Annotated in this window: 16 protein-coding genes; 4 read left to right on the top strand and 12 right to left on the bottom strand. The window is 54.0% G+C overall.

What is annotated here, in order from left to right; all coding sequences use genetic code 11:
- Positions 1-22 precede the first annotated feature (22 nt).
- The 11 genes from KDC22_RS12170 to KDC22_RS12120 all read right to left on the bottom strand — a co-directional run bounded on the left by KDC22_RS12170 (position 23) and on the right by KDC22_RS12120 (position 15,925).
- On the bottom strand, positions 23-1,696 hold the full coding sequence (locus KDC22_RS12170) for an extracellular solute-binding protein (RefSeq protein WP_246553513.1): 1,674 nt from the start codon (positions 1,694-1,696) through the stop codon (positions 23-25).
- Between the two features lie 138 nt (positions 1,697-1,834).
- Positions 1,835-3,112: a glycoside hydrolase family 10 protein gene (locus tag KDC22_RS12165; protein ID WP_211723205.1), complete on the bottom strand. Its 1,278-nt coding sequence runs from the start codon at positions 3,110-3,112 to the stop codon at positions 1,835-1,837.
- A 24-nt stretch (positions 3,113-3,136) separates the two neighbouring features.
- On the bottom strand, positions 3,137-4,093 hold the full coding sequence (locus KDC22_RS12160; RefSeq protein WP_425517030.1) for a carbohydrate ABC transporter permease: 957 nt from the start codon (positions 4,091-4,093) through the stop codon (positions 3,137-3,139).
- 7 nt (positions 4,094-4,100) lie between these two features.
- The gene (locus tag KDC22_RS12155) at positions 4,101-5,006 is read right to left on the bottom strand and encodes a carbohydrate ABC transporter permease (protein ID WP_246553511.1); all 906 of its coding nucleotides are present in this window, start codon (positions 5,004-5,006) and stop codon (positions 4,101-4,103) included.
- Positions 5,003-7,564, bottom strand: a complete 2,562-nt coding sequence (locus KDC22_RS12150) for a DUF5696 domain-containing protein (RefSeq protein WP_211723204.1) — start codon at positions 7,562-7,564, stop codon at positions 5,003-5,005. Before KDC22_RS12150 ends, KDC22_RS12155 begins: the two co-directional genes overlap by 4 nt.
- A gap of 14 nt (positions 7,565-7,578) precedes the next feature.
- The gene (locus KDC22_RS12145) at positions 7,579-8,205 is read right to left on the bottom strand and encodes a YIP1 family protein (RefSeq protein ID WP_173137528.1); all 627 of its coding nucleotides are present in this window, start codon (positions 8,203-8,205) and stop codon (positions 7,579-7,581) included.
- The gene (locus KDC22_RS12140; protein ID WP_211723203.1) at positions 8,202-9,662 is read right to left on the bottom strand and encodes a hypothetical protein; all 1,461 of its coding nucleotides are present in this window, start codon (positions 9,660-9,662) and stop codon (positions 8,202-8,204) included. Before KDC22_RS12140 ends, KDC22_RS12145 begins: the two co-directional genes overlap by 4 nt.
- 18 nt (positions 9,663-9,680) lie before the next feature.
- Positions 9,681-10,562: a carbohydrate ABC transporter permease gene (locus KDC22_RS12135; protein WP_211723202.1), complete on the bottom strand. Its 882-nt coding sequence runs from the start codon at positions 10,560-10,562 to the stop codon at positions 9,681-9,683.
- Positions 10,559-11,524, bottom strand: coding sequence for a carbohydrate ABC transporter permease (locus KDC22_RS12130; RefSeq protein ID WP_211723201.1), 966 nt, complete (start codon positions 11,522-11,524; stop codon positions 10,559-10,561). The genes KDC22_RS12135 and KDC22_RS12130 overlap by 4 nt, the downstream gene beginning before the upstream one ends.
- 18 nt (positions 11,525-11,542) lie before the next feature.
- A complete protein-coding gene (locus tag KDC22_RS12125; RefSeq protein ID WP_211723200.1) occupies positions 11,543-14,437 on the bottom strand; it encodes an extracellular solute-binding protein in 2,895 nt (964 codons plus the stop codon).
- 96 nt (positions 14,438-14,533) lie between these two features.
- The gene (locus KDC22_RS12120) at positions 14,534-15,925 is read right to left on the bottom strand and encodes an ABC transporter substrate-binding protein (protein ID WP_211723199.1); all 1,392 of its coding nucleotides are present in this window, start codon (positions 15,923-15,925) and stop codon (positions 14,534-14,536) included.
- 256 nt (positions 15,926-16,181) lie between these two features.
- Here KDC22_RS12120 and KDC22_RS12115 point away from each other — a divergent pair, with 256 nt between their 5' ends.
- The 4 genes from KDC22_RS12115 (at position 16,182) to KDC22_RS12100 (ending at position 20,881) form a co-directional block, all read left to right on the top strand.
- Positions 16,182-16,958, top strand: a complete 777-nt coding sequence (locus KDC22_RS12115; RefSeq protein ID WP_246553509.1) for a helix-turn-helix transcriptional regulator — start codon at positions 16,182-16,184, stop codon at positions 16,956-16,958.
- A 264-nt stretch (positions 16,959-17,222) separates the two neighbouring features.
- Positions 17,223-18,077 carry an ABC transporter permease subunit gene (locus KDC22_RS12110; protein ID WP_246553506.1) on the top strand — a complete coding sequence of 285 codons (855 nt, stop codon included), beginning with the start codon at positions 17,223-17,225 and terminating at the stop codon, positions 18,075-18,077.
- Positions 18,074-19,039, top strand: coding sequence for a carbohydrate ABC transporter permease (locus KDC22_RS12105; RefSeq protein WP_211723198.1), 966 nt, complete (start codon positions 18,074-18,076; stop codon positions 19,037-19,039). Before KDC22_RS12110 ends, KDC22_RS12105 begins: the two co-directional genes overlap by 4 nt.
- Positions 19,040-19,084: 45 nt before the next feature.
- A complete protein-coding gene (locus tag KDC22_RS12100; protein ID WP_211723197.1) occupies positions 19,085-20,881 on the top strand; it encodes a type 2 periplasmic-binding domain-containing protein in 1,797 nt (598 codons plus the stop codon).
- A 582-nt stretch (positions 20,882-21,463) separates the two neighbouring features.
- Here the strand turns inward: KDC22_RS12100 and KDC22_RS12095 are convergent.
- Positions 21,464-22,225, bottom strand: a complete 762-nt coding sequence (locus tag KDC22_RS12095; protein WP_343221981.1) for an alpha/beta hydrolase — start codon at positions 22,223-22,225, stop codon at positions 21,464-21,466.
- Positions 22,226-22,312: the final 87 nt, after the last annotated feature.

Below are 22,312 nucleotides of genomic sequence, written 5' to 3'. Positions count from 1 at the left end.
CCGATGCTTATTTCAGGCCAGATCATTTCCTGTTCCCGCCCTTCTCCGCGTACCATTCATTGACCTCAGCCGTGATCTGCTCGCCGCCAAGCTTGTTCCACTGGGCCACGAAATCATCGAACTGGCTGATCGGTCTTCCCTGAATGATATCCAGAAAGGAGTCAATCTGAAGATTGTATAGAATATTCTGCTTCTCGATCATCGTCTCTGTAGGTGCACCGACGAAGCTCTCATAGAGCAGCTGAGATTTACGTTCATACCTGTCCAGGATGGAAAAAGCACCCGAAACCCCGTACGTCTTCTCCCAGCCCCAGCCTGTCTCGCTATCCGGGCCTCCGGCCTCATAGGCGGCAATCCGCTTCTGGATCGTCTTCGCTTCATCCTTAAGCACCGAGGCATCGCCGTCCCGCCGGAAGGTCTCCAATTGCCGGAAGGCCTCCAGATTCTTCCGGACCGGAAACGGCGTCACGGGCGACAGCTTCCATACCGCCTGCGGAGCGTTATAGAACCGCTCTACCTCGCTGGTCGCTCCCCAGTTCTTCTCCAGATGCAGGTTGATCAGCTTGATGAGCGCTTCAGGATGCGCTATCCCTTGTCTGACCGCCAGGAAATGGCTGGTGCTGAACGGAAGCGGAACCTTCGGCGGGGCCCCGGATTCCGATACAAGCGGGAAGGCTTGCCACTGGGCCTGCGGATTATGTGTACGGCTGAGCTGAACCAGGAATGATCCCCACTGCTCGCCGTACAGCATTCCGATCTGTTCATTCTCGATCCATTCGCTGGCCTTGACCCCGTCCTTGAAGGCGAATTCCCTGTCGATCTGCCCCGTCCGGTACATGTCCTGAAGCACCAGCAGGGCCTTCTTGACCTCCGGCTGGATGCCTCCATAGACCAGTTTGCCGGTCTTGTCCTGCGTCCATATCCGAGGATACGCGCCATAACCGGCCATAAACCCGGTAAGTCCCATTACCGGGTCCCACAGGTATTTGGTCGTTGCCAGCCCGTAGGTATCCTGCCTGCCGTTCCGGTCGGGGTCCCGCTCGGTAAACGCTTTCGAGATTGCCAGCACATCCTCCATCGTCTGCGGCGGCTCCAGGCCCAGGTCTTCCAGCCAGTCCGTGCGAATCCACAGGAACATTGCGCCCTCAATAGACGAATTGGTCTCCGGGATCGCCATAAGCCTGCCGTCAATGGTGGCGGTATCGAAGGGTCCGGAGCCTTCCTCGCTCAGCACCTGCCGGGTCAGCGGCGTGGCATACTTGCTGTAGACCTCCGTCAGATCCTGGATCAGCCCCGCATTGCTGAGCACTCTTAACTGCGAGGCATTCACCCGCACAATATCGGGAATATCCCCGGAGGCCAGGGATACCCCCAGCTTGCGGGAGTAGATGGAGCTCCACTCGGTCCAGTCATAGGTGACCTTAATGCCCAGCACCTCTTCATACAGATCGGTCCAGCGGTTATGCTCCAGCGTCTCCCCCGGCAATTCCTTCAGGATCTCTTCAAGCGCATCGTTGTTCTCGCGCACGAAAGACAGCTCAACGGGCGGATCATACCTGCTTAGACCCGGCTCCTGATATAGCGGAGCGCCCCCCGTCTGTCCCTGAGGGACCGGAGAACGCTCCGGAAGACTATGGTTCCTCTCACAAGCGGTCAACATCCCTACGGCCATACATGCTGCGACAGTCCAGATCATTCTGTTCCTGATTGTTTTGGGCACCAGTTGCAACCTCACTTTGCAAGAATATATATATACCGGAATATTATATTATCCAAGCAAAGCAAAAGGAATTGTAAGGTGCAATTCTTGCACGGCTTACCATATCTTTACTACTTAGAAGCCGGTGACCGCCTGGAACGCCGGTTTGGGCTGATGCTGCCTGTCGAACAGCAGCGGCGCCTCGGTCCGGGCTACCGGGAAGGTGCTAAGCCAGGTATGATCATCCGCGATTCCCCAGAACATGACTCCGCTTAGCAGCTCCTTGCGCGCCCTCAGCGCAGCGAATAGTTCACCGTACCGCTCAGCCTGCCGCTGCAGGATGTCCCCCGGAACCTCCGGGCCGACATCGCTGAGATCGTTATAGACGTACAGGCTCATATCCAGCTCGGTAATCTGATTGTCGAGTCCCAGAGTGTGGAACAGCTCCAGCGATTCTATAATGCGCTCAGTAGCGGGGTATTCCAGATTAATATGGGTCTGGTGTCCCACCCCGTCAATCGGTACCCCCTTCTCCAGCATGTCCTTCACCAGCCCGTACAATATGTCCCGCTTCACCGGATCCTCTGTATTGTAGTCATTGATATACAGCTTGATGTCCGGTCCCCCGGCCTTGCGGGCCGCCCGGAAGGCCGTCTCGATGAATCCGGTGCCGGTAATCTTGTACCAGTTGCTGGCCCGCATACCGTCCGGGTCTCCCGGCTCGATGACTTCATTCACGACGTCCCAGGAGGTAATATCCTGCTTATACCTGCTGACCACCGTGGTGACAAAGCTGTCCAGCCGCTTCAGCAGCAGCTTCTTGTTCGCTTCGCGTCTCGATGGATCGGTCTCATCCACCATGGCTCCGCCCGCCTCATCCCGGAAGAACCAATCCGGCGTCTGGCTGTGCCAGACCAGCGTATGGAAGCGCAGCTCCATGCCGTTCTCCTTGGCGAAATCCACAATGCGGTCCGCCCGTTCCCAGGTGAAGCTGCCCTCTGCGGGCTCCATCGCATCCGGCTTCATGGCATTCTCGGCCACGAGCCAGTTCACATGCCGCTTCAGCAGTTCGGCTGCCGGTCCCTCCAGCTGGTCCGGTTCAACCGCAGCCCCTATGCGGAAGTAATCGGCGTACGCCGCCGCAAGCTGGGGAACCTCCGCCTGCACCGCAGGCTCCGCTGCAGTTTCGGGCGAAGCTGTAGCGGCCGGGGCTGCAGTGGAAGCCGCTGCCGGAGACGGGGCCGCAGTCGCGGATACCCCTCCGCTCTCCTGCTGCTCCGGCGGCAAGGTTGCCGGAGCGGCATTGCCGCCCGGGCCGGAGCAGCCGGACAGCCACAGGATCGCTGCGGCGAAGACCAGGCTCCGGGCCAGTCTGGCCGGGAGCTTCTGTCTGCCGTTTTTGGTCACAGTCATCCTCTCCCTCTCGTCATTCACGGTTTAACCGACAATTCCTGTACGTTCAATACTCTCCACGAAATACCGCTGCACGAACAGGTAGATGATAATCAGCGGCAGAATCGCCAGCAGAATCCCGGTATCCTGAACCATGCTCAGATAGAAAGGGTCTGCCTTGGAATTGGCCCCGTCCTCCAGCAGAATCGCCAGATTATAAGGCAGCGAGCCGAGCTGGGTAGCCATCACCTTGCTGGACGTCAGATAGGTCGTAGTGAAGAAGCTGTCGTTCCACTGCCACACGAACGAGAAGAGCAGCACCGTAACAATGGAAGGTATGGCGTTGGGCAGCATAATTCTGTAGAAGGTCTTGCCCACGCCTGCCCCGTCGATATAAGCCGCTTCCTCGACCTCTTTGGGAATCCCCCTGAAGAACTGCCGGAAGATGAAAATGTACAGCCCCGCCTTCAAGGAGTTCGCGGTTGCTGACGTTAAGATAAACGGCCAGTAAGTGTTAAGCAGATTGACCGATTTGCCGGTCAGCAGCGGAATCAGCCCCATCAGGCTGAAATCCTTCAAATTCAGATAGACCGGAATCAGAATCGTAATCGGCGGAACCAGGATCGTCAGGATGACCCCGGCGAACAGAAGCTGGCTTCCCTTGAACTTCAGCCGGGCGAAGCCGTACCCTGCAAGAGCGCAGGATATGGCGGTCAGAAGCGTAGTCAGCGCCGACAGGGTGAAGGTATTCAGCAGGGCCTGCCAGTAATCCATGATGCCGATCGCCTTAATGAAATTGTCGAGCGTATAATGCTCGGGAAGCCAGACGACGATTGGCGAATACAGATCACTTTTATCCTTGAAGGCCGTGGAAATCTTCTGAAGCACCGGATAGAGGATCACGAACGCCAGGCCTGCAATGAGCGTCAGCCGCACGAAGGACCATATCCATTTCTTCCAGCGTTCCAGCGACAGCAAACGGTTCGCATGCAATGTTCCCATCCTCCTTTTAATCATAATAGAAGACCTTCCTCGAAATCAGGTAGCTGCTGACAGCCAGGATCAAGGCAACGGCTGCGAAATACAGCCAGGCCATCGCCGAGCTTAGTCCGAAGTTGAACTGGGTGAAGCCGGTCTCCCGGATCAAATCGGTCATGGCGTTATTGGAGAAGGAGTCGATAATTGTATAAATGGCATTCACCAGAATAAGCGGGCTGACCATGGGGAAGGTGATTTTCCAAAAAGCTTCATATCCAGTTGCCCCTTCCATCTTGGAAGCCTCGTATAGCTGCGGCGAGATCGTCTGGATGCCGGCCAGGAAGATCAGAATCTGTACACCGGACTGGCTGACAATATCATATATTCGGCCCACGGCGCTGGTCAGATAATCAACCACCCATTCGCTTAAGCCCGCATCCAGCATCATTCCTTCCAGCTCGAACGTACCCAGGCCCTGAATCGCACCGGCCCCGGCATTCTGATCGTTGACGGCCTGAATCAGGCTGGTGCTCTCCAGGCTCAGAATCACCCCGGAGGCCAGAATAACCGGCAGGAAGAAGATAGACCGGGCCAGCGATCTGCCGATAAACTTCTGATTCAGCAGCACCGCCAGAAACAGGCTGAAGATGACGATGAGCGGCACATTAATGACCATATTCAGGATGGCATCGGCCAGCGAACGGTTGAATTCGGTATTCACCGTCAGCGCCTCCACATAATTCTGCAAGCCGCTGAAATGAATAATCAGTCCGTCGGAGTTGGCCTGCACCGAGCTTAGACTGTAGCGCAGCGAAGACAACAACGGAATCAGGAAGAAGAAGATGAAGCCGAGCAGCCAGGGCAGCACATAGAAGAAGCCCATTAATGCCTTTTGATCGTTATAGGTTCTGCGGTTCAGTCTCAGTATGGATTTCAAGATTGCTCACCACCCGTAATATAGCTTTCGGCTTCCACCGTGCGTCCTTCGGCAAGGACTGCCGTCCGGTTATAGTTGACGATGACGGACAGACCGTTCTCATAGGTACTTTTATAGACACCGTCTGCCAGCTTCTCATGACCGGTGAGCCGCTGATTCTGCACGTTTTTCATCACCGCGTTGACTTCCAGATACATATCGGCGGCCTGATTGATCCATTGTTCATAATTGACCGCGTACAGGTTGCCGAAGTCTGTATCCTTCACCTTGTAATTAGGCGCATGAATCCACTCGTAATAGAGGCCGGACCCATACTCCAGGCTTCTCAGCACATATTGTCTCGGGCTGGTGAAGGTGGACAGATTATACGGCTTGCCTGTGTAGTTCACATACCCCCGCACCACCATCGGATAGAACGGGATCTCCTCATCCTCCAGCTTGAACTGGCTGCTGGACACCGGTGCATTGGTAATATCGGTCAGATACGGCAGCGCATAAGCATTCCCGCCGTCCGCGAGAATACGGAGCGACTGTCCGGTGATCCGGTCCAGCGACTGGACCGATATCTGCTCGGACGCTGCCCGGTCGATCTCCTGATTCTTGCGGAAATCGCTGTTCAATTGATCGGCCATGTCTCTCAGGGAGATGCCGCCGGTATCAAACGGCCCGATCCCCTTCAGCGTGGCATCGACATATCCGCCGACCTTGGCCGGTGATATAATATAGGCCGGGCTGACGGTCCGGTCCCGCCGGTTCAAGGCCATATTGTACGGATAGACGGCTGCCGGAATTTCACTGAGCATCCGGGAAGCCTTCTGGTTCACTCTGAAGCCGGAGGTCTGGTTCGCTCTGAGCAGCGCAACGTCAGGGAATAGCTGAATACCTTGCTCCTTGGCGAACGCTGTCAGCTGGTTCAGCCCCTTGCTGCCGCCGAGCGCCTTGTCCACGGACAGCCGGTCCGGCACCTTGTGATCGAGGCCCCGGTTGAACCAGCCGGCATATTTCAGCCGGATATTGTCAATGCCGCGCTGCTGCATCTGCTTCAGAATAGTCTCTGCCTCATCGAAGGTGGTCAACGGCTCCAGCGATTGATAAGGAATGCCCAGCACATGCTTCGTCTTGGTAATTCCGCCCACCAGTTCAAGATAAAAGGGCGTACTCACAGGGGATTCCGGCGTTCCCGCCGCCTGCGCCTCAGGCAGTCCGCCGTGCCGGGTCAGATAGTTCTGGTAATACTGCGCCATGCCGGGATAAGACGCCTCGTCTCCGCTCAGGAACGCATACCGGATGACGTAATCCGTCTTGGGCGGCTCCTGCTGAAATCTTGGCAGGGTACGGTTCTGTTCGGCTGATGTCAGGGTGACCTCCCCCTTGGCGATCAGAGTGAAGCTCGGATACACGTAGTTGTAGCCGTTCAATCTGCCGCTGGTATCGGCGTTAATCGTGGCCAGCGATGCGCCCTGCTCAATAATGCCCAGCATCGCGCCTTGCTCGCGGATCAAGCCGAACACCGGCAGCTTCACCTCCTGCTGCTGAGCATAAGCGTCCGTGAGCTCCATGGACCCGTCCTTGCCGTATACAGCTTGCTTGTACGCGGGGTACCGGGTTTTGCCGTTGTTGAAATGAATCAGCGCCCCGGAGCCGTCCGGCACCAGGATGGAACCGGAGTCCTTACTCCCGCCGGCTCCCAGGAAGCTGAGGACGGAGATATCATTCACCGGATAATCGGCGGGATACCTTATGTCCGCTGCCGGAACCTTGACTACCAATTGATCCCCGTCAAGGGAGTATTCAATCGCGAGCTGGAAGATACGCGGCACCGGCTTAGTCTGGCTCAGGTTGTTCTCGGTGATATCCTGCTGCAGATCCTCCTCGGTGTACCCAGCTTCCTCGAAGCCCTTCAGGGTACGATCCAGCTGCAGCCCCTTCAGCGCTTCATCGTTACGCTTATACACGCCCTTCTCCTCATCGAAGGTGTAGGCGATCTTCATCGTCCGCTGCCCGGTCTTATCCATCTTGCTCACAATCTTCTCCTCGAACCGCTCCTTGCCCACCATCATGGGCAGATCCTCCGCCGTCTTGGCGGTCGTGCCGAACTGGTAGAAGACCTTGACGCCTTCCGGCGTCTGTTCCAGCTTCATTTGCTTGTGGGCCACGCTGTCCGTATACGAATTGACAGAGCTGACCTGGCCCAGATTATTGTAGAAATCCAGCTTGAGCTGCGCGGATAACAGGTCTTTATTGTCTCCGCTGGCCTTGGCATCGGCTTCACGATCAGGCGGATTGCTATACCAGATGCTTCCGTCTGCCTGGTTCTTGACGGCGATACTCCCGGTAGCTTCATCCATAAACAGCCGGAGCTGCTTATTCTCCAGAACGCCCTTCATGCCATTCACAGCTGTATCGCCAAAGGCGGACTTCAGACCGCCCCCTTCAAAGGACATTTCAAGATTCGGTTCATGCCCGCCGGCCTGACTGCCTGAGCTTGACGATGTACAGCCTGCCAGCACACTCATACTGAAGAGAATCGAGAGCAGCATGATTAACGGCTTCCTCATTCCCGGTCCTCCTCCTATCCTCTCAAGACAATCTCTTGGTATATGGTTGAGATAAACACAATCATCTGCTGAACCAGACTGAAGAACAGCAGGGTCAGGAATGCCATGAACGCCATGGCGAGCACCGTGAGCAGAATCGTTCCGACCGTTTTGGACGGGGAGAACTGATGCACGGTCATAATGCCCACGAACAGCAGCAGGCCCGACCAGATGACGGCAAAGTTTTTGAAAAAATAATAAAAAGAGCTTTCCTGCGCCGAGATGTAATTGCTGATCCAGATCCACGGGAAGTTAATCAGCACCATCGGCAGCAGGGAGAAGCAGGTGGTAATAAAAATCTCCACGAACTTCCCTTCCCCGTCCATCAGCGTGGTCAGCGACCAGTTCGCCACACACCAGAAGAGTACGGGGACCAGCACATAAACTGCTTCCATCAGACTGTTCAGATACTTCGGATCACTATGATTCACCAGAAATCCGCTATATTGACTGCCCAATACATTGGTCAGAATCAGCATAAACAGAATGCCGAAGGACAGCATCAGGCTCGTTTTTTGACTGCGTTCATATTTGAGATCCCAGTATCCGTTGAACGGATGAACGATAACGTACAGCGGATGTTGCAGCGCTTCTCTGTTCAATGTAGCTCCACCTTCTTTCTGGCCTTCATTTTCCGGTACACTCTCAGGCCCAGCCACAGGGCTGCCAGCGTGATCAGAACAGTCATGATCGTGGAGAATTGTCCGCGGAGCACTTCCTTGCGGTAGAGCAGGAATGCTTTGGAATAGTTGGGACGGTCCATGCTGCGCTTGAAATACTCCGTCGCCTCCTTGTACTCGCCCTTGCGCAGGTAAGCCTTGCCTATGCCCGCATAAGCATATTCCATATTCGCATTCAGGTTCACAACCTGGCTGAACTGCTGATAGGCCATCTCCTCGTCACCGCTGTAGTAGCTTCTGACTGCGCTGTTCAGCATTCTTCCGTACTCTGTAGTCTGAAATACCGTAATCTCCCCCAGCGCCTGATCCAGCACAAGGATATCGTCACCGCTGTGCTCAATGGCAACCGGGGTGTTGAATTCGCCCAGGCGGTTCCCGATTCCGCCGATAATGTGCATCAGATATCCGTCCCCGTTGTAGGTGAACACCCGGCCCCGGGTAGCATCCAGCACGGAATAGATCTCACTGTCGCTCACATCAATATCCACGAGGCGCGGAGCGCCGCCCGAGCGCGTGGAGTAGAGCAGATCGCCGCTCGGCTTGTAATAGCCCTCTCTGCGCAGAATGTCTGCCCCCTGCGCGTTCAGCTTCTTGATCGGGTCACCGAACTCATCCCCGTTGGTTGCGTAGAGGAAGCCTTCATCATTGATATCCAGATTGGTGAATTCGGTTGGCGTATACATCACCATCTGCTCACGCTGCGCCTTGGTCGATATGGATTTCCAGAAGTAATCCACAGCATCGACACGTACCCGGTTCGCGCCAGTGAAGGACTTGAAGGCTCCGTCTGCACCGAATTCCATGAACCCGTCGAATACGCCGGCTGACATCACATAGATCCGGTCCGCCTTGTCTACAGCTACACGGACAGGCTGAAAGTCAAAGCTTGCCGGCAGCAATTCAGACTTCGGTGATTCAATAATACCCACCGCGTTGAAGGCGTTATCGAGATGAACAATCCGCTTATTGCCTGTATCCGCAACATAGATCTCCTTCTGCTGCGTCACATAAATCCCCTGGGGATTATTGAACTTCTCCGCCTTCCCTTTGAACTGGAAGGCGTCTACCGTCTTTATGGATTTGTAGTTCTGATCCAGAATCACAAACCGGTTATTGCCGCTGTCCAGCACATAGATCTGTTTGTCGGCCGTTACCTGAAGATCCTGCGGATTCTTGAACTCACCCGCACCGGAGCCTGCACCCGTGATTAATGTGCTTGCCTGATAGGCGGACGGAGCCGCCACATTATACCCCCAGTATGAATAATTGTAGGAAGGGGCTGCGCTCTCCGCCGAGGCAAGCTCTCCGCCAAGCCCCAGGCTGACCAGGCAGCACAAGGCCAGCAGGCCGGTTCTCAGTTTCTTTATCCTTGCGACCATTGTCACCGTTCCTCCTCTCTACTCTTTCATACCGGATGTGGCCATCGTCTGGATGACACTGCTCTGTGAAATAATGAACAACAGGATCGGCACGGTCATCAGCAGCAGAGCCACCGCCGCCCCAACTCCGGCACGGGCAATCCCGCCCTGGATCACCTGGCTGAGCGCATAGTGAAGCGTCTTAAGGTTCTCGCTGTAGATGAAGCTGCCTCCATCCGTGCCCCACAGGGCCGGAAATTGCAGGATCATCAGCGTCAGCCAGGCCGGCTTCACATTGGGCATCACGATCTGCCAGAACACGCGGTATTCATTCGCACCGTCAATTTTGGCCGCTTCGATCAGCGCATCCGGGATCTGCTGCATGAACTGCTTCATCAGGAACAGCCCCAGCGAGAAGGCCAGTGAAGGAACGATAATCGCCGCCTGTGTATTAATCCACCCGAGCTGTGACATAACCAGGTAATTGGGAATTGCCGTCACATGAGGCGAGAACATCAGGGACAGCACGACAATCCTGAACAGCATATTGGAGCCGGGGAACTTGAATTTGGCCAAAGGGTAGGCCGCAGCCGAAGCGAGCAGGATATGGCCTGCGGTTCCTACCAGTGTAATCAGCAGGGTATTCGCTACATATCTGGTGAACGGCACCCAGGAATTCCCCATGATCACCACCAGATCGGTGAAGTTCTCCAGCGTCGGGTTCCGTACCAGGAATCTCGGCGGGAAGATAAACAGCTCATCCAGCGGCTTGAAGGCATTGTTCACGGTATAGATCAGCGGGAGAACCATGAACGAGCCGAAGGCGAGCAGCAGGCCGAACAGCATCAAGCTGACAGTAAAGGACCGGTTCAGTCTTTTTTGAGGGCGAAACGCCCCTATAACTCTCGAATACAGGGTCATTCACCCACCTTTCTGAGCAGTTTCTGGGTCATCATATTGGTTCCGAGCATAATGCCGAAGAGAATGGTGGCGATGGCAGATGCATAGCCCATCTCAAAGCGGAGCGTCCCGTAATCCATTAGATGGGTTACCACTGTATGTCCCGCATAGTTGACGCTCGGGAATCCCGCAAGCGCGATGGAGACCTCGGCCACCGCGAAGGAGGCGGTAATCTGCATGACCGCGCCGAACATTAGCTGCGGCCGCATGGACGGCAGTGTGATGAACCACAGCTCCTGCCAGCGGTTCCTGATCCCGTCCATGGCCCCCGCCTCGAACAGCGTTTGGTCCACGGTCTGCAGACCGGCGATGAATGCCAGGAAGCTGGTGCCCAGGCTTAGCCAGAGCTGAACGATAATGACAATCGCGAGGATATACTTCTCATTCTGCAGCCATTGGATCGGCTCCAGCAGCACCCCGATCTTCATCAGGAAGCCGTTGAGATACCCGTAGCTGTCCCCCGAGAAAACGATCAGCCAGATAAAGAACACATTGCCCGAGATGGATGGCGCATAGAATACCAGCGTCATCAGCGCCCGGACGAAGGGCGATAATTCATTAATCAGCCAGGCGAAGAGGAAGCAGGCGATATAGCTTAACGGACCCGTAATGACTGCGAACAGGAAGGTGTTCTTCAGCGCAATCATGAATACATCGTCGCCCAGAAGCAGTCTTGAATAGTTCTCCCATCCGACGAACCGCGGCGTCTCCAGCATATTGAAGTAGAAGAAGCTTAGCCCGAAGGAGACGACCACCGGAATCACTGTGAACAGGAAGAAGATGATCATATAGGGACTCATCATGAAATAATAATGCTTGCTCTTCTTGATATCTTTCCATAATTGCGCCCGGCGGGACACCTTAACGGGACCGCCGGCCAGCCCATGTAAGGCTGGTTCAGTGGTATTGTGTATTTGTACCATCGGCTCACAGCCTCCAAACTAATACGGAAGTTTGAATTCCTTCCGTTTGATCTGAATTTCATCGTTAATATAGATCAGATAATCCGACAGCGCTTCGCGCGGGTTCACGTTCCCGTTGACCACCTTGCGGAACGCATTATCCAGATGTCTGCCTGTGAAGTATCCGCCCGGAACCTGCGGATTGCCCTTCACCCATTGCCACTGGTTCTCCAGCTGGGTATAATCCTTCACCGGCCACGGCAATTCCTCCAGCGCCTCGATATTGGCGGTCGGATAACGTGCCGCCGCCCCCATCAGCCCTTCCATTTCCCGGCCGTACTGGACCTGGGTGTCCTTATCCGTCCACCACTTCATGAACTCCCAGGACGAATCCTTGTCCTTGGCATTCTCCAGCAGCATTACGCCGGTCGTATGACTGGCTACGCTATGGTCCACCGTACCGTCCGCCTGCTCCGTTCCGGGCACCACCGCGAATTCCCACAGGTTACGGATCTCCGGCGCCATCACGGTCAGGCTGTTATAAATGGTATAATCGGCAATCCCGATCGGGATCTCCCCGGTCCGGAAGCGGTTCGGAAAGTCCACCTTCACCGGGAACTTGTAATTGGTATAGAACTGGGTCCATTTGTTGAATTCACTCATGGAGGTCTCCGAGTTCAATGCGCTTCGCTTCTGGTCGTCCGTATACAATTGCCCCCCGTTCTGATAGAGCAGCATGGTGAAGGCCGCATTCGGCACCAGTGTAGCATTGTTCAGCGTATCCTCCAGCGGCAGATAGAACTCCAGGTTATGCCGCTGCAGCACGGAAACTACGTTGTAGACCTCCTCCCAGGTGGTTGGCGGCTCCAGGCCAAGCTCCTTCAGAATATCCTTCCGGTAGAACAGCATCGGGAAGATCTGCTGCTCGGGAAGCCCGTAGACGCTTCCGTTATACTGGTAAGGCGTGAGGGCGCTGTCCCGGAATCGGGAGGCCACCTCCTTGAAGTCCGCGAATTGGGATAAATCCGCAGATGCCTTACGCATGGCATAGTTAACCGGAAGGTCCTCGCCGATCTGCATGGCTACATCCGGCCCTTCCCCTGCCAGGGTGGCGGGCAGCAGAATGTTCGGAGGCACCAGTCTCAGCGCAACGGAGATGCCCGTATCCGGGGTGAACGTGTCGTCAATCATGCTCTTCATTACCTGAGCCTGATCCCGGCCGGTCGAAATCCATACCGTGATCGACTTCTGGTTCTTCGCCACGTTACCGATGCTGTCATAATCAGCGGTATAGGACGCGCCATACGCTCTAAGCTCATGCTTCAGCTTCTGGAAGAAGGTAGCCTGTGCACGGGGCAGCGGCTTGCCGGGTGCCGAGATCACCAGGGAATCCAGCGTCAGCGGCTGCTCCCGTACGCTAAGTATCCAGGTACCCAGTCCGCCGACATTTGTTTTGAAGGAGACCAGCCGTTTGGCTACCGTATCCGGATGCTCTGCCATATCCTCCAGCTGGGTCACCATCGAGTACAGGACCGATACTTTGTCGCTGCGCTCTCCGGTCGCCTGCTCCAGATATTCACCGACACTGCGGATGATCGCAGCCTGCTCCTTGAATACCTTGGTCATATTCGGTATCCGCTTCTCCAGCTGATAATCGCGGAATTTGTCCGGATTATTAGAGGTAATCGCCAGAACATTGCGGTACATTTCATTCAGGGTCAGGACACTGGACTGAATGGTACGGACCAGAGGCGCGATATCGCCCAGCGTTACGGTCATCCTTAGCCGGTGTGTTCCTTTGGTAAGATGGAACAGGTAAGGCTCCTCCCCGCCGAGTACGTTCATTTGCCAGCCGGGACTGTAATTGAACCGGATTTGCTTCATCTCGGTGAACGGGTATTCACCGTCAATCGTCAAGCTGCGGTTGGCGTAGACGCCCCGGAGCTGATTCTGCTTCTCCTTAAGCGCTATCCGGTACAGCCCGTCTTCGGGGACATCAATCTGCCACTCAATCCATTGTCCCGGCAGCTTCCAGTTCACCCCTCCAATCGTATTGATCCTTAGATTGGAGACATCATAAGGTACAACCGCCGGACTGGAGCGGTCGGTTAACGGGTATAAGGTAGGCGAGGATTTGGCGGACGCCGCTTCGGCCTGAACCTCGATATCAGGCTCGGTTACCGGCTTCAACCCTTGCGCCTCATACTCCTGTTTGGCCTCCGCATAAGACCTTACTTCCCGGTCCTGGAACAGCTCAATGTAATCTATAGCCATCGGCTCGCGGAGTGCGCTCAGCGACAAGGTCTGCTTCCCCTGCTCCAGATAGAAGGAATACGGCTCCTCATAGAAGCCCTCACTGTCGGCAATCACCGTCGACTGCCACACCGGCTGCTCCACCTGTCTGGGGCGGAGATCATTGCCGCGGTCATCCTGCTTGATGACCTCCTCACGGTTCCCCCAGACCCGGTCGAACAATAATGTATCCGCACCCTTGAACGGGATCTGCTGATTAATGGAGAAGGAACGCTCAATGGAGGAGCTTTTGCCTTCCACCGGGTAATAATGAACCCGGATGTTATACAGCCCGGCTTCTGGAACCGGCACCTCCCAGGAGATTGTTCCCTCTTCCGGGGTAATGACCGCCGTGCCGTCAAGCCCCTCGTATTGCGTTTTGACTTCATAGAGGTCACCCTGATTGCGGGAATAGTCCTCCCCCTCAATGCGGAGCTCCCGCTCTGGCCGTGCAGCGTTCCCGTATTGCTTCAGATAAGCTTCATAGCTGCCTTCCTCCGCTTCCTGCAGGACGGCAGTGAACTTGCCCGCAGCCGGAGAATCGGAATGAACAGGCTGCCCCGAGGAATTCAATATCCAGATCGTCCCGGCCAGCAGGACAACAACCAATATTATCGCTGTGCTCCTATTTCGAATATTCAACGTTCTCCTCCCCTTAAGCGCTGGATCATAAGTCTAATGTCAGCGAAAATGGGAACAACAGTCCGCCGGGGACTGTTGTTCCATCCGGGTATCCGGTTATTTTTTGTATACGGCGTCCACAGAAGCCTGGACCTTGGCCTTGTACTTCTGGATAACCGTGGAGGCTGAAGTTCCCTTCTTCAGTTCGTCAAGCAGCTCATAGTACGGCATGGTCGAGAAGGTATTATGGTTCGTTAACAGCATCCCGCCCTCTACCATCTTGGCATTATTGATATCATCTTCGTTGTCATAGGTACTCTCCAGGGAAGCCTGCTTAGGATAATCGTAGATGGACTCGATGTCGTTGATCTTCTCCCAGATATACAGCAGCCATTCCGGATTCTCGACCTTCTTCGGGATCGTCAGGAACTGGACATTGGACTCTACACTGTGATATTCGGTCGCATTCGGGCCTTTGGGAAAAGGAACAAAGCCGATATCATAATCCTTCATATCCGTCTTGAAGCCGCTCGCCTCATAATCCGCCCCCGCGTACATCAGCGTGTTCCCCTGGCGGAAGAACTGCGCCGGTTCCTGCCAGTCGCCGCCTTCTGTCGGTCTGGCTACCTTCTCGGCACCCAGCTTCGAGATGAACTTGAAGACCTCCAGCGCCTTGGGATCATCGAGATTCTGCTTGTCGTCTATCGTCAGATCGGTCTCGTTGGAGGCCAGGGCCATTTCCAGGAACCCGCCTGAGGCCAGTCCCCAGACATCAAGTTTACCGTTGTTATCCGTATCTTTATTGGCCTCTTTGGCCACTTGGGTAAAGGTCTCCCAGTTCCAGTTATCCTCGTTAACATATTCCTGCAGCGGCTTCATGCCCAGCTTCTTCATCAAGGTCCGGTTATAGAATACACCGCTGATCAGATTGCCCGCATTCTCCGAGAATCCATAGCCCTTGCCGTTGTATTGTGAGAATTCCGTCGTCATTTGCTGGTTGAAGGCATTCTCATTCTTCGTATACTCGTCAACCGGCCAGAACAGATCCTGCTTGGTCAGCGCCGGAATCATATAGGCCTTGCCCATCCGGACAATATCTCCAAGCGGTTCCCCGGCCACCAGTGAAGCTACAACCTTCTTCTGGTATTCGCCGAAGTCCAGCGCCACATATTCAACCTTGAAATTATGCTTCTTCTGGAGCTCCTTCAGATTCTTCGAGCGCTGGATATTGTCCGGGTTGTCCTCCGGGATCGTCATATCCCACCAGGAGACGATCTTGATCGTTCTGCCGCCCATATCGAAATCCATCTCCGGTGTGGCAGTGGTCGGCTCTGCGGTTGCTGAAGCTTCAGGCGTTGCCTCTGCCGCCGGCGCATTCGCCGAAGCTGCCGGCTTCGCTGACGCCCCGCCCCCGGCATTCCCGCCGTTCCCTGATCCTCCGCCGCATGCCGTCGTTGCAGCCACTAACAACATACTAATGAGTACTGACATTACCTTTTTGGTCCGCATGATGTGCCCCCCCCAAATATGAATGACTTACCTCGAAAGTTTAGCGCTTACATTTTCAGGCAACAACCTGTCTAACTTCAGGTGTTCACCTGTCAAATTATAGGTCCGGCCGGCAAGCCCTTACACACCGGGCAACGCAGTTCCGATCAGGTAAACAAATGGAGCCTGGTGCAAGAATTGCACATTGTAGCCCTTCGCTCTGTTGCACATAATGAATGGAGGCAGCCTTAACTTCTCTTAAGAAAGCGGGGTCTTCATGTTGTACAGAATCTTGTGTGTAGAGCGTAACCGTCATGTGCGGGAGATCGCTTCTTATATGGCAGGGAGCAGGCTTAAGAATTTCATCATACATGCGCATGCTGATTATTCTTCCGATATTCTCCGGCTGATCCGCAGCGAGGGGATTTCACTGGTTCTTCTGAATATCCGGGGCACCCATACACCGGGCATGAGACTCTGTGAACAGATCAGGCAGGGCACCTCCGTTCCGATTATCCTTCTCGGGGGCAGCGGGGATTTCGAACTGGCGCGTCAGGCGCTGCTCTATAATGTAAGCGATTACCTGACCGACCCGGTGGATCCGGCGGAGCTGGGCAGAAGTCTGGAGACGGTTAGACGGGGCTTTGCTCCGGCGGACAGACCGGCTGCTGCGCAGCGGGATTATGCGGAGCCCGCCATTCAAAATGAAAAAGAGCCGCCCTCTCCGTGTCCGATCGTCAGTACGATCAAGCAGTACGTGGAGGAGCAGCTCCATCATAATATTACACTCAAGCGGATCTCCGACTCCCTGAACTTCAACTGCGCGTATCTCGGACAGAAATTCAAACAGCAGGAGAATATGTCCTTCAACGAATATCTGCTGCGGCAGCGGATGGAGAAGGCGAAGCTGCTGCTGGAGACGACTGACATGAAGATCTATGAGATTGCAGACGCTGTAGGATATACCGAAATCGACTGGTTTTACAAAAAATTCAGAGCCTACACCGGAGCAAGCGCCAACGAATACCGCAAGCAATGCTTCATCACCGCCTGACCCGGGCCGGAGCCGTGTCTGCTGACTTCAAGCAGGCACGGCTCCTCTTATCCCCCTGTATCCAGCTTTTACCTGACAATAGATCAATAAATGGTGAGGATCGGTCATTGTTAGAAGGTTGACGATAATTTATTATAGGTCTCATATAATGAAAGCGTTACCAATAAGGCAAGGAACAAAGAGAATTCGATAAGGAGCGATGCTATGCGCAGTCAGAGCATAAGAAGCAATTCTTTCCGGAAATTTCTTTACATTTCGCCCTTTATGATTCTACTTGCAGTATTTGCGTATTACCCGCTCTATGGATGGGTATACGCCTTCTTCGACTACACCCCGCCTATTCCGTTGTCCCAATCACCGTTTGTCGGCTTCAAATGGTTTCACTCTCTGGTTGAGAATCAGGTCAAGATTGATCAGCTGATGCAGGTCATCTGGAACACCTTCGGCATCAGCGGACTGGGTATTCTTTTCTCCTGGCTGCCTATGATCTTCGCCATCTTCCTGACCGAGATCAAGGCCGTCCGCTTCCGTAAATTCATTCAGACCGTAACCACGCTGCCTAACTTCATCAGTTGGGTACTCGTCTACTCCCTGGCCTTCTCCATGTTCTCCAGTGAAGGTATGGTCAACGGCTTCCTACACATGACGGGGCTGTCGGATAAGCCTGTGCTATTCCTGCAGAGCTCGGATCATGTCTGGCTTACCATGTGGTTCTGGGCGACCTGGAAGACACTCGGCTGGTCAGCAATCCTGTACATAGCCGCCATCATGGGCATTGACGAGTCGCTGTATGAAGCGGCTTATGTGGATGGTGCCACCCGGATGCAGGTAATCCGGCATGTCGTATTGCCAAGTATGATGCCAACCTACTTCGTCCTGCTGATGCTCCAGATTGCCAGCTTCCTGAACAATGGACTGGAGCAATATTTCGTGTTCCAGAATGCGTTTAACAAGGACACTATTCAGGTTCTTGATCTATATGTGTATAACCTCGCCATGGGCGGCGGCAGCTATTCCGTCTCCGTTGCGATCAGTATGCTGAAGAGTGTGATTAGCGTGGTGCTTCTCTTTTCGGTGAACGGGCTGTCCAAAATGCTGAGAGGAGAGGGCATTGTATGAGTGACAACCAGACCAGTCTTACGCCAAACACCCGGGAGATCGACATCACCAAAAAAACGGTCAAAATGCAAGTCAGCGCTACCGATAAAATCATCTCTACTATTATCTATATCCTGTTCTCACTGTTCGCCTTCATCTGCGTTTATCCGTTCTATTCGATCATTATCAATACCATCAGCGCGAACGACCTCAGTGCCAAGGGTGAGATTATCTTCTGGCCGAAGGGGATTCATTTCCAGAACTATGTCGATGTCTTCAAAATCCCGGGTCTGGGCAATGCGTTTATGATCTCCCTCGGAAGAACGGTGATCGGTACGCTGCTGACGGTCGGCGCTTCGGCCTTTCTCGGATTCATGTTCGCCCAGGAGGACATGTGGGGCAAGAAATTCTGGTACCGCTTCACCATCATCACGATGTTCTTCAATGCCGGGATCATCCCGTGGTATCTGACCATGAGATCATTGCATCTGACGGACAACTTCCTGGCTTACATTCTTCCGTCCGTTGTTGCTCCTTTCTTCATTATCCTGGTCAAAACCTTCGTGGAAGCTACACCGAAGGAGCTCCAGCAGGCGGCCAGCATTGACGGTGCCGGGATTTTCACAATATTCTACAAGGTCATTCTGCCGATCAGCAAGCCGATCCTTGCAACCGTTGCCATCTTCTCGGCGGTCAACCAGTGGAACTCCTTCCAGGACACGCTGCTCCTGGTGACAGACAGCAAGTTATACAGCCTGCAGTTCATTCTGTATAACTACATCAATCAGGCGAGCTCCTTGTCCACCATGGTCAATCTGCAGAATGCCGGATCTACGGCGATGGCTACACTGGCGACCAAGCAGACCTCTACCTCCATCCGCATGACGGTTACCATTATCGTAGTCGCACCCATTCTGCTGATCTATCCGATCTTCCAGAGATTTTTCGTCAAAGGAATTATAATTGGTGCAGTCAAAGGCTGATACGCCTGCGCCATTATGATACATTAATCATTCGGGGGGCTACTCATGAGAACACACCTTAAGCTGGGAAGAAAGTCCGCGCTGTTGCTCGGGACGACCATCCTGCTGGTAACAACGGCACTAAGCGGCTGTAGCGGGAATTCCAACAATGCAGGACCTGCTGCCGGGACGGCCGAACCAGGGACACCTGCGCAGTCATCCGATCCGGGCACAAGTACAGGCATTGATCACAGCAAACCACTAACCATTACGGTATTCGACAACGCAGCGAACTATCAGGGTGAACAGACCGGGTGGTACGGCAAGCTGCTCAAAGACAAGTTCAATATCACACTGAACATTCTGGCTCCACAGGTAGCCGGCGATCAGTTGTACAAGACCCGTTCGGCCTCGGGAGACCTCGGAGACCTGCTGATTATTGAGAACAGCCAGCTTGAGGAATTGATTCCGGCGGGGATGATTATGGATCTTACGGACCTGATCAAGAATACGGAGCATCTGTCCAAGTATGTAGACAATCACTTCAAGCCGTTCAATGTGGCCTTCGAGAAGCAGAATCCCGATGGTAAAATCTATGCCCTGCCGGCCTTCACCGCCGATACTTCGCCAACGACCTTCTCAGAAGAGCTGCCCTACTCCAGCCCGATTCTGCCTTGGGACTATTACAAGGGAATCGGCGCGCCTAAGCTGAACAATCTGAACGATCTGATGACCGCCCTGAAGGACATGCAGGCCAAATATCCGAAGACCCCGGACGGCAAGCCGATTGTTCCGATTACCCTGTGGAAGGACTGGGACGGGGGGAGTATGGAGAATGTCCGCTGGCTGAGCAACTGGTATGGCTTCGAGCAGCCGAATGGAACGACAACCATTCAACTGAATGCCAAAGGCGATATCGTTCCGATTGTGGACGACAACAGTATGTACAAGAAAATTCTGCAATTCTACTATGATGCCAACAAGATGGGCCTCGTCGACCCGGACTCTCCTTCCCAGGACTGGAACAAGGTATCTGAGAAGCTGACCAACAAGCAGGTAATGCTCCTGTGGTACTCCTGGCAGAGAGGTTTCTACAACACGATTGAACGCGGCAACCAGGGTGACGGCAACGTAGCCGTTCCAATTGCGGACACCCACCTGATTCAGAACAGTGATGCTTACTTCGGGAACGGCAGAGTGTTCGCCATCGGCGCCAAAGCGAAAGAACCGGAAAGAATCATGGAACTGATGGACTGGATGTCTTCTCCTGAAGGTCTGCGCTACTACACCAACGGCTTCGAAGGCTTCAACTATGAAAAAACACCTGACGGCAAATTCAAGCTGACCGAAGTCGGCCAAACAGCATTCCAGGAAAATACCCCTGTCCCGGATGAGTACGGCGGCGGCGGTTATCAGGACGGCCAGAGCAAGGTGAACTCGATGATTATGAGTGATTTCGTAGTCGATCCTGATACCAAGGAATTCTACAACAGCACCTACTGGGCTTCCACCATCGAAGCCAACAAAACAGCGCTGACTACAGACTGGCAGAAGACCTATGACGCGGCCACTCCGACCGAATACTATCAGAAGAACAACATGATTGATATCGTACCTAACATCAACACAAGTCTCGGCTCCGATTCTTCAGAGGTCAAGAACAAACGCAGCCAGATCTCCGATTATGTCAAGAACACCTCGTGGAAAATGATCTTCGCCAAGGATCAGGCCGAATTCGACCAGCTCTGGACGAAGCTCAAGAGCGACGTCGAAGGCCTCGGCTGGAACGATGTCTTCGCGGTAGACAAAGAAAGAGCAGACAAAATCGTCAAAATGCGTGCCGATGCCATTGCCAATAAGTAAGCAAATGAGCGTTACTGCGTAAGCTGTAAAAGTAAAAGAAGAGGCAGCCCCAGAGCCATCTACATGGCTTGGGTCTGCCTTTTTCGCGCTTAAGTATGTAAAGCAGCTTCTCCGGCTAGTGCCGCCCAATTCCGGCCGACTGAGTTCCTCGTCGGCAACTTGTCTACCCTTCTCCAAGCAATTAAGTTCCCTCGTTGCAAGCTGTCTGCTTCTATCCTGCCAATTAAGCCCTCTTCGGCAAACTGTCTGCTCCTAACCAGCCAATCGCCCCCTCACCACCAACCTGCCTACCCTTCTCCGGCCAATTAAGCCCCCTCGTCGGCAAGCAAGTGGAAAAAGGTAGCTTAAATTAGCGGTTTCCGTCGTTTGCAGATAAGCAAGTGGAAAAACAGCATCTAATTTCATTGTTTTTCCTAATTTGGTTGAATTGTGATGGATTAAGTGTTGTTTTTCCAACTACTGTTCCCGGAAGGCAAGTTTGTCCACCAGCAAGTGGAGAAAATCCAACTGCTATTTCCTCACAATGTCCTCATGATCGCGTACCGTGCAGTCTTGTGCGATCGGTGGACGTAGGTGAGTGGATTAGGAGAAAATAAGCTGCGAGAACTGATACAGGCCGTTCTTCCAGACCGGCCAGTCGTGGTCGCCCTGCTCTTCCACCCAGATATGCGGTACGTTATGCTCAGCGAAATAGGCATGGGTGCGGTCGCTGACATACTTGAGGCTGTCCCGATCTCCGCAGGATAACCAGAGCAGGCTAAGCGCTGCGGACACCTTCTGCGGATCGGGCACCAGCAGCTCCGGCTCCTTCGTATTGGGAGCCGGGGAGAAAGCTCCCACCCAGGCGAACCGGTCCAGGTTGTTCAATCCCATGTTGAGCGATTGCCCGCCACCCATAGATAATCCGGCCAGGGCACGATGCATCCGGTCTGTCAGGACTGAATAATTCGCTTCTATATAAGGGATAAGATCGTTCAGCAGATCGGACTCAAATGTTGCAAAGGCCGCCACCTTGTCAGGAGCAAAAATATCGCCTTCCGGCCGGTCATTCAGCATCGCGCGGCCGTTAGGCAGCACAACAATCATGGGCTTCAGCAGCTGATCGGCATACAGATTGTCCAGGATAATCTGCGGTTTGCCGTGAGTATACCATTCGTCCTCATCCCCGCCGATCCCATGCAGCAGATATAGGACGCTGTATTTGTCTGCGCTGGAATATCCGGGCGGTGTATATACCCGGGCCTTCCGGGTGTTGCCTACTGTGGCAGAGGGATATTCTATCATCGTGATCTCGCCACGCTTGATTCCTTCCCTCTCCTGATCATAGCCTGGCTTTTGTGTCAAATACTTCAGATTATTCCCGTTCAATGGCCCTCATTCCTCTCTGTGAATGTATGTATATCCCACACTTTGTTTATTCGATAAACAAAG

This window comes from Paenibacillus tritici (genome assembly GCF_018207515.1).
Taxonomy (GTDB): domain Bacteria; phylum Bacillota; class Bacilli; order Paenibacillales; family Paenibacillaceae; genus Paenibacillus_AQ; species Paenibacillus_AQ tritici.
Note: the sequence above shows the minus strand (reverse complement) of the source record. Positions and strands in the feature narration are given on the sequence as shown.